This is a genomic window from Cupriavidus sp. NPDC089707 (genome assembly GCF_044748965.1).
Taxonomy (GTDB): domain Bacteria; phylum Pseudomonadota; class Gammaproteobacteria; order Burkholderiales; family Burkholderiaceae; genus Cupriavidus.
In genome coordinates this window covers 1-7,205 of record NZ_JBIVHB010000050.1, presented here as the reverse complement: position 1 = coordinate 7,205, position 7,205 = coordinate 1, and the positions used below count along the sequence as shown (strand labels likewise).

8 protein-coding genes and 1 pseudogene are annotated in these 7,205 nt (G+C 66.8%); 8 read left to right on the top strand and 1 reads right to left on the bottom strand.

Annotated features, from left to right (window positions below):
• Together ACIP1U_RS32370 and rpsJ are read left to right on the top strand one after the other, a co-directional pair.
• Nucleotides 1–93, top strand: a pseudogene (locus tag ACIP1U_RS32370) (elongation factor Tu); the annotation flags it as partial.
• A gap of 78 nt (nucleotides 94–171) precedes the next feature.
• Nucleotides 172–480 (top strand): 30S ribosomal protein S10, encoded by a 309-nt coding sequence (gene rpsJ / locus ACIP1U_RS32365; RefSeq protein WP_006160488.1) that lies wholly within the window; start codon nucleotides 172–174, stop codon nucleotides 478–480.
• Nucleotides 481–583: 103 nt separating this feature from the next.
• On the opposite strand, the gene ACIP1U_RS32360 is transcribed toward rpsJ, so the two are convergent.
• Nucleotides 584–1,603 carry an AraC family transcriptional regulator gene (locus ACIP1U_RS32360; protein ID WP_400323970.1) on the bottom strand — a complete coding sequence of 340 codons (1,020 nt, stop codon included), beginning with the start codon at nucleotides 1,601–1,603 and terminating at the stop codon, nucleotides 584–586.
• Nucleotides 1,604–1,922: 319 nt separating this feature from the next.
• On the opposite strand from ACIP1U_RS32360, the gene ACIP1U_RS32355 reads away from it, so the two are divergent.
• The 6 genes from ACIP1U_RS32355 to rplD form a co-directional block, all read left to right on the top strand.
• On the top strand, nucleotides 1,923–3,152 hold the full coding sequence (locus tag ACIP1U_RS32355; protein WP_400323975.1) for a dienelactone hydrolase family protein: 1,230 nt from the start codon (nucleotides 1,923–1,925) through the stop codon (nucleotides 3,150–3,152).
• Nucleotides 3,153–3,233: 81 nt separating this feature from the next.
• Nucleotides 3,234–4,022, top strand: a complete 789-nt coding sequence (locus ACIP1U_RS32350) for an SDR family oxidoreductase (RefSeq protein WP_400323967.1) — start codon at nucleotides 3,234–3,236, stop codon at nucleotides 4,020–4,022.
• Nucleotides 4,023–4,055: 33 nt separating this feature from the next.
• Nucleotides 4,056–5,297 (top strand): styrene monooxygenase/indole monooxygenase family protein, encoded by a 1,242-nt coding sequence (locus ACIP1U_RS32345; protein ID WP_400323964.1) that lies wholly within the window; start codon nucleotides 4,056–4,058, stop codon nucleotides 5,295–5,297.
• Between the two features lies 1 nt (nucleotide 5,298).
• A complete protein-coding gene (locus ACIP1U_RS32340) occupies nucleotides 5,299–5,799 on the top strand; it encodes a flavin reductase family protein (protein ID WP_400323961.1) in 501 nt (166 codons plus the stop codon).
• A gap of 290 nt (nucleotides 5,800–6,089) precedes the next feature.
• The gene (gene rplC, locus ACIP1U_RS32335; RefSeq protein ID WP_010812397.1) at nucleotides 6,090–6,740 is read left to right on the top strand and encodes a 50S ribosomal protein L3; all 651 of its coding nucleotides are present in this window, start codon (nucleotides 6,090–6,092) and stop codon (nucleotides 6,738–6,740) included.
• A gap of 12 nt (nucleotides 6,741–6,752) precedes the next feature.
• The coding region (gene rplD / locus ACIP1U_RS32330) for a 50S ribosomal protein L4 (protein WP_400323957.1) at nucleotides 6,753–7,205 on the top strand (453 nt) is incomplete at its 3' end.

Below are 7,205 nucleotides of genomic sequence, written 5' to 3'. Positions count from 1 at the left end.
GCCCCGATCGCCATGGAAGAAGGCCTGCGCTTCGCCATCCGCGAAGGCGGTCGTACCGTCGGCGCCGGCGTCGTGGCAAAGATCCTCGACTAAGCACTTCCTGGGACATGCCCGCGGGCCTGTCCCCATTTAACTGGGCACGTTGCCCAATCGCTCTTTTAAGGAAATATCATGCAGAACCAGAAGATCCGTATCCGCCTGAAGGCTTTCGACTATCGCCTGATCGACCAGTCGGCTGCCGAAATCGTGGATACCGCCAAGCGTACCGGCGCGATCGTCAAGGGCCCGGTGCCCCTGCCGACCCGCATCCAGCGCTTCGACATCCTGCGTTCGCCGCACGTCAACAAGACCAGCCGCGATCAGTTCGAGATCCGCACTCACCAGCGCCTGATGGACATCGTCGATCCGACCGACAAGACGGTTGACGCGCTGATGAAGCTCGACCTGCCGGCCGGCGTGGACGTCGAGATCAAGGTGTAAAGATGTTTCAGGCTGCTCAGGCGGCCTGATGCAGCAAAACGGCGAACCGCGTGGTTCGCCGTTTTGTTTTGGGCGGCCGCTTGGGCGAGAGGTGCTGGGCCGGTTAGCCCCTCCCGCGCCGCCGCAGCGTCTGCGCCGGGCACTCCCCGAACTCCCGCCGATACTCCGCGCTGAAGCGCCCCAGGTGCGCAAATCCCCAGCGCAATGCTGCCGCGCTGACCGACGCCACCGATGCATCGTTCAGCAGGTCGTGCCGCACACGCTCGAGCCGCACGGTGCGCAGATAGGCTATCGGTCCGGTACCGCGATGCTCGCGGAAGCCGGCAAACAAGCTGCGCACGCTGACGCCAGCGACCTCCGCCAGCAAGGCCGGCGTCAACGCCGCATCAGCGTTGGCGTGAATGTACTCCTCCACCACCTTGACATGGCGCGGCGCCAGCGGCTTGCCGTGCTCGCGCAACGCATCCGACAGGTTGTGCGGCTGCCATGTCAGCAGCGTGCCGATGACCAGCTGCTCAAGCTGGCAGGCGGTAAGCGGATGGCGCGTGGTCTCGGGCGCGGTCTCGAGCATTGCCGCGAGGTAGCGCACCAGCTCATACCAGGCGCCCGTGCGCCAGGCCATGCCGAGGGCAAAGCGCAGCGACCGCTCGGGGCGCCGCCCCAGGTGCGCGGCGCAGACGCGTTCCAGCGCACTGCGTTCGATGCGCACGATCAGCTGGTCGCTGTCGGCGCTCCAGCGCATGGCCAGCGGATCGCTGGGGGTCAGTACCGAAGCGCAGTCGGGCGTCGAGACGATGTGCTGGTCGCCACAGCGGATATCGGCCTGCCCTGAAAGCGGCATCTGCACCAGCAGGAAGTCGCTAAGCGGACCGGGGTCGATGGTGACTTCCGCCCCGTAGGCGAGGCGGTTGAAAGAGACCGCGCCAAGCGGCGCATGGTGCATGCGCGCCTGCAGCCGCGTGCCGCGCACGTCGAGCCGGTGCGGCTTGAATACGCGGCCGACGGCGGCGCGCGTCTCGGCCAAGTCAGTCGAAGCGAACACGCACCGGGCGGGATCGCCGAGCAGGGCGCTCGCCAGCGGTCCCGGGGGCGGGACGGCCGTGGCGGCGGGGGGCAGCTGCATTGTCTCGCTCCTCTGGCGTGGCCGCGGCGCTGCCGGTCAGGGCCGCCTGACGGTGCGGCGGCCCTGGCGCCGTGCGCGCCGCATGGTCCGGGGGACGTTGCCGGCATGCACGCCGGCGCACGGTTTCCCACGCGATCCACTATAGCGGATGCTCTTGCCGTCAGCGATGCAGCGTTGACCGAGTTCGCGATTTCCTGCACTAATCGGATAGCCGCTGCAGCGGGCGGCTAGTTTGCTGCAGTGCGGAGCCACCATCATGGAAACCAGCACGGCGGCGCCAGCGGACACCGTCAAGAGACAACGACAAGGAGAGCAGGCCATGGGCCAGACCATCCAGATCCAGACCCCCGAAGGCAGTTTCAGTGGCTACCTCGCCATTCCCGCGACAGGCAAGGGCCCGGGAATCGTGCTTTGCCAGGAGATCTTCGGCGTCAATGCCACCATGCGGCAGGTCGCCGATTACTACGCCGAAGAGGGTTACACGGTGCTGGTTCCCGACCTGTTCTGGCGCCTCGCGCCCGGCATCGAGCTGACGGATCGCGGTGAGGATTTCCAGCGCGCGCTCGGCCTTTACCAGCAGTTCGACGAAGCCAAGGGCGTGCAGGACGTGGGCGCGGCGCTAGCGACGCTGCGTGCGCGCCCGGAATGCGTCGGCCAGACCGGCGTGCTGGGGTTCTGCCTGGGCGGCAAGCTGGCCTACCTGGCGGCATGCCGGCTGCCGGATGTGGCCTGCGCGGTGGCCTACTACGGCGTGGGCATCGAGCATGCGCTGGGCGAGGCCGCGCTAGTGCGGGGCCGCCTGGTGTTGCATATCGCGGAGAAGGACGGCTTCTGCCCGCCGCCGGCACAGGCCGCGATCCGCGAAGCCCTGGCCGGACGCGAGAACATCGAGGTCTATGTCTACCCGGGCGTCGACCACGCCTTTGCGCGCGCTGGCGGCGAGCACTTCGACAAGCCATCCGCGCTGATGGCGCACCAGCGCGCGATCGCCGCGCTGCGCCGCGAGATGGGACCGCACTACGATTTCTCCGCGCTGTGGGACAAGCACTGCGAGTATGAATTCGCCACGCGCGACGTCGATGCCACCATGGCGACGATGGTGCCGCAGCCCTATGTGAACCATATCCCGACCATGACCGGCGGAGTCGGCTACGCGCAGCTGCGGCGCTTCTACCAGAACCACTTTGTCCACAGCAATCCGCCGGATACCACGCTGATCCCGCTGTCGCGAACGGTCGGCGCCACGCAGATCGTCGACGAACTGCTGTTCTGCTTCACGCATACCTGCGAGATCGACTGGATGCTGCCGGGCGTGCCGCCCACCGGCAAGCGCGTGGAGATTCCGCTGATCGCCATCGTCAAGTTCCGCGGCGACAAGCTCTATCACGAGCATATCTATTGGGACCAGGCCAGCGTGCTGGTACAGATCGGCAAGCTCGATCCGGCGGGCTTACCGGTGGCGGGCGTGGAGACGGCGCGCAAGCTGCTGGATGAAACTTTGCCCTCGAACACGCTGATGGCGCGCTGGCAGGAAAGCGAAGGCAAGTAGCGATCATTGCGGCATCGATCCGGAGCGGGCCCGCAGAAGCCTGTCCGGACCCGAACACGGATGGCGAACAAGGAGACAACCATGAAGGGATTGCAGGGCAAGGTGGCCATCGTTACCGGCGGCGCCACGCTGATCGGCGCGGGCGTGGCGCGGGCCTTCGTCGAGGCCGGCGCGCGCGTGGCGATCTTTGACATCGATGCCGCCAACGGCGAGCGCGTCGCCGCGGAGCTGGGCAAGGACGCACTCTTCATCGCGGCAGACATCACGCAGGACGAGCAGGTCCGCGATGCGGTCAGCCAGGTCGCGCAGCGCTTTGGCGGCGTGGACTTCCTGGTCAACCTGGCCTGCACCTATCTCGACGACGGCTTCCGCTCCAGCCGTGCCGACTGGCTCGAGGCGCTCGATGTCAACGTCGTGTCCGGCGTGATGCTGGCGCAGGCGGTGCAGCCGCTGATGCGCGCGCGCGGCGGCGGTGCCATCGTCAATTTCACCAGCATCTCGGCCAGCGTCGCGCAGACCGGGCGCTGGCTCTATCCGGTATCGAAGGCTGCCATCGCGCAGCTGACGCGCAACATGGCGATGGACCTCGCGCCCGACCGCATCCGCGTGAACTCGGTCTCGCCGGGCTGGACCTGGTGCCGGCTGATGGACGAAGTCAGCGGCGGCAACCGTGCCCGTACCGATGCCGTCGCCGCGCCGTTCCACCTGCTGGGCCGAGTGGGCGAGCCCGGCGAGGTTGCGCAGGTGGTGCTGTTCCTGTGCTCTGACCATGCCAGCTTCGTCACCGGCGCGGACTACGCCGTTGACGGTGGCTACAGCGCCATGGGCCCTGAGCAGAACGTCCCGGCAATCGGCAAGCTGGCCGGCTGACGCCATCCCCGCATCCAACCAGGAGACAACATCATGCGCCAACGCATCGCCATCGTCGGGGCCGGGCAGTCCGGCCTGCAAATGGCCCTCGGACTGCAGGCGGCCGGCTACCAGGTCACGCTGCTGTCCAACCGCACGCCCGAACAAGTCCGCGCCGGCAAGGTCATGTCGAGCCAGTGCATGTTCGACCGCGCCTTGCAGACCGAGCGAGACCTCGGCCTCAACGGGTGGGACGACACCTGCCCGCCGGTCGAGGGCATCGGCCTGGCCGTGCCGCATCCCGAGCAGCCCGGCGCGAAAGTCATCGATTGGGCGGCGCCGCTGGACCGGCCGGCGCAGGCGGTCGACCAGCGCTTGAAGATGCCGGCGTGGATGGAAGCGTTCGCCGCGCGCGGCGGCGACCTGCGCATCGTCGACGTCGGCCTGGACGAGCTGGAAGCGCTGACGCGCGAGCACGACCTGGTGCTGCTGGCCGCCGGCAAGGGCGAGGTCGTCAGCCGCTTCGAGCGCGATGCGCAGCGCAGCCCGTTCGACAAGCCGCAACGCGCGCTGGCCCTGACCTACGTGACCGGCATGGTGCCGCGCGAGCCGTTCTCGCGGGTTTGCTTCAACCTGATCCCGGGCGTCGGCGAATACTTCGTCTTCCCGGCGCTGACGCTGTCGGGGCCGTGCGAGATCATGGTATTCGAAGGCATTCCTGGCGGTCCGATGGATCGCTGGGCCGAGGCGCGCGCGCCCGAGCAGCACCTCGCGGAGAGCCTGAGGATCCTGCGCACCTATGCGCCGTGGGAAGCCGAGCGCTGCGAGCGTGTGGCGCTGACCGACGACAACGGCATCCTGTCGGGCCGCTTCGCGCCGACGGTGCGCAAGCCGGTGCTGACGCTGCCATCGGGCCGGCTGGTATTCGGCATGGCCGATGCCGTGGTGGTCAACGACCCGATCACCGGGCAAGGCTCCAACAATGCCGCCAAATGCTGCAAGGTCTACCTCGACGCCATCCTCGCCCATGGCGATCGGCCGTTCGACCGTGACTGGATGGAGCAGACCTTCGCCCGGTACTGGCAATACGCCGGCGATGTGGTGGCCTGGACCAACTCGCTGCTGACCCCGCCGCCGCCCCATATCCTGGCGCTGCTGGGCGCGGCGGGGCAGGCGCCGGCGCTGGCGGCGCGCATCGCCAACGGCTTCGACAATCCGCCGGACTATTTCCCGTGGTGGATGGATGCGCAGGCTTGCCACCAGTTGATCGACCACCACCTGCCGCAGGCTGCCTGACATGGATACCACCAGTCATGCCGCGCCCCTGCTCGATCCGCGCGAGCTGCGCCGCGTATGCGGCCGCTATGCGACCGGCGTGGCGGTCATCGGTGCCTGCACGCCGCAGCAGCGGCCGGTCGGCATCACCGTCAATTCGTTCGCGTCGCTGTCGCTGGCGCCGCCGCTGATCCTGTGGAGCCTGGCATCGCACTCGCCTAACGCGCCACTGTTCGTCCCGGGCCAGCCCTTCGGCGTCAGCATTCTGCGCGCCGGGCACGGTGAGCTGGCGCGCCGCTTCGCCACCCCCGCAGCGGACAAGTTCGCCGGCGTGCGCCATAGGCGCTGCGCCCGGGGCGTACCCTACCTGGATGAGGCGCTCGCCACGCTCGCGTGCCGCGTCGAGCGAGCCGATCCCGTGGGCGATCATCTGCTGATCGTGGGCGCGGTGGAGTCGATCGCGGCGGCGGAGGGCGAGCCTCTGGTGTTCTATGGCGGGGGCTTCGTGCGCGTCGCGGCCTGACCTTTGCCGGCCGGCGGCGGCGCCAGCCGCTCGCCGCGCCGCCTTCGTGCCAGCTTTTGCGCACATCTGCGTGAATCCTGTCTACAACACACGCTGGCAAATCGCAATTGCTTATTGCCCTTTCCCCGGGGAATGGTTATAGTGTAAGGCTACCCGTGTCTCCGGGTAGTGGGTTGGCCGTTTTGGCCAGGCGCAGTCCTCTTTAGCGCAGCCCACCCGCGCACAAGCGCAAACACAGTTTTCGTGTATCAATCAGCCCCGGCCAATCGCAGCTGGGAATGGAGCAAACCATGAGCCTTGGCCTTGTAGGTCGCAAGGTTGGCATGACCCGTATTTTCACGGACGACGGTGAAGCAATTCCCGTGACCGTGGTCGAGGTCGGCGACAACCGCGTGACGCAAATCAAGACGGACGAGACCGACGGTTACACCGCGGTTCAAGTCACCTTCGGCGCACGACGCGCAAGCCGCGTCACCAAGCCGCTGGCGGGTCACCTCGCCAAAGCCGGCGTGGAAGCCGGCGAAATCATCCGCGAATTCCGTATCGATGCAGCCAAGGCTGCCGAACTGCAAGCTGGCGGTTCGCTGTCGGTCGACCTGTTCGAAGTCGGTCAGAAGATCGACGTGCAGGGCGTGACCATCGGTAAGGGCTACGCCGGTACCATCAAGCGCTACCACTTCGCCTCCGGCCGTGCCACCCACGGTAACTCGCGCTCGCACAACGTGCCGGGCTCGATCGGTATGGCGCAGGATCCGGGCCGTGTGTTCCCGGGCAAGCGCATGACCGGTCACCTGGGCGATGTCACCCGCACCGTGCAGAACCTGGAGATCGCCAAGATCGACGCAGAGCGCAAGCTGCTGCTGGTCAAGGGCGCCATCCCTGGCTCCAAGAACGGCAAGGTCATCGTTACCCCGGCCGTCAAGGCCAAAGCCAAAGCTTAAGGAGCGCATGTAATGGAACTCAAGCTCCTCCAGGACAATGGTCAGATCGGCGCGGGCGTTGACGCTTCGCCCGAAGTGTTCGGCCGTGACTACAACGAAGCCCTTGTTCACCAGATCGTCGTCGCTTACCAGGCCAACGCTCGCAGCGGCAACCGTAAGCAGAAGGATCGTGAAGAGGTCAAGCACACGACCAAGAAGCCGTGGCGCCAGAAGGGTACGGGCCGTGCTCGTGCTGGTATGTCTTCCTCGCCGCTGTGGCGCGGGGGCGGCCGTATCTTCCCGAATTCGCCGGAAGAGAACTTCAGCCAGAAGGTCAACAAGAAGATGTTCCGTGCCGGTATGCGCTCGATTTACTCGCAGCTCGCACGTGAAGGTCGTATCAATGTGGTGGACGGTTTCACTGTCGACGCGCCCAAGACCAAGCTCTTGGACTACAAGTTCAAGGCCATGGGCCTGGACTCGGTG